The 1,275-nt window shown below is 68.9% G+C and carries 1 protein-coding gene; it reads left to right on the plus strand.

All coding sequences use genetic code 11. The annotated features are described in order from the left end of the window. Positions 1–161: 161 nt before the first annotated feature. The coding region (locus AZH51_RS07895; protein WP_291523030.1) for an IS1380 family transposase at positions 162–1,275 on the plus strand (1,114 nt) is incomplete at its 3' end.

A 1,275-nucleotide genomic window follows, 5' to 3' on the forward strand; every position in this document is an offset into this window, starting at 1 on the left:
CCGTCACAGGCCGTTTGACCTGCGAAAACGGCCGCGCTAGCCTCGAGATTTCATCGGGTGTCGGTGTCGACGGCCGTGTTGTGAACTGAAAAGTGCTCCTGACCTGGGACGATAGGTGTTGCGAAGCAACTATCGGAACCAGTTCGAGGAGCACCTTCCAGGTGAAGAAGACTACCGGGTTCTACCCGTCTGTTCAGGTCGACACGGCACCGGTGTCGGCGGCTGGTTCGGCGGGCGGGGTGTTGCTGACCACGGCCGCGGAGGTGACGGGTCTGTCCCCGGCGATGGCGCGGGCTCTGGATGGGTGGCGCAAGCCGGCGGCGGTGCATCACCCGGCCAAGGTGCTCACCGACCTGGCCGTGACGCTGGCGCTCGGCGGTGACTGCCTGGCGGACGCGGCAGTGATCCGGTCCGAGGCCGACGTGTACGGACCGGTTGGATCCGAGGCAACGATCTCTCGCACGATCACCGCGTTGGCCGCGGACGCCCACCGCGTGTTGAAGCAGGTGGCGGCCGCACGACGTGCCGCCCGTGCCCCCGCGTGGGCGCTGGCCGGTGAGCGCGCACCGACCCACGGTGTGACCGCCACCGATCCGTTGATCGTGGACCTGGACGCCACGCTGATCACCGCGCACTCGGACAAGGAAGAAGCCAAGCCCACGTTCAAGAAAGGCTTCGGGTTCCACCCGTTGTGTGCGTTCGTGGACCACGGCCCGGACGGGACCGGTGAACCATTGGCGATGCAGTTGCGGCCGGGTAACGCCGGCTCCAACACCGCCGCCGACCACATCCAGGTCACCCGGGACGCGCTCAAACAGCTGCCCGGGATCAACCCGGCCCGGCCGGGCCGCAAGGTGCTGATCCGCACCGACGGCGGCGGCGGAACCCAGGAGTACACCAGGTGGCTTGCCCGCCGGGGTGTTTCGTACTCGGTCGGGTTCACCCTGCCCGCGTGCCTGCCCGAGCTGTACCGGCTGATCCCGGCCAGGGCGTGGCAGGCAGCACTGAACGCCGATGGCGAGGTCCGCGAAGGCGCGGACGTGGTCGAACTGACCGGCCTGCTCACGTTCCGCGGTCTGTTGTCCGGCTGGCCGGCAGGGATGCGGGTCATCGTGCGCCGGGAACGACCCCACCCCGGAGCGCAGTTGCGGTTCGACGACGTCGACGGGTACCGGTTGACCGCGTTCGCGACCAACACCACCCGCGGGCAACTGGCGAACCTGGAGTTGCGGCACCGGCGGCGGGCGCGGTGTGAGGACCGGATCCGGATCGCGA

It is taken from the genome of Branchiibius sp. NY16-3462-2 (assembly GCF_001594145.1).
In the GTDB taxonomy this organism is placed as follows: domain Bacteria; phylum Actinomycetota; class Actinomycetes; order Actinomycetales; family Dermatophilaceae; genus Branchiibius.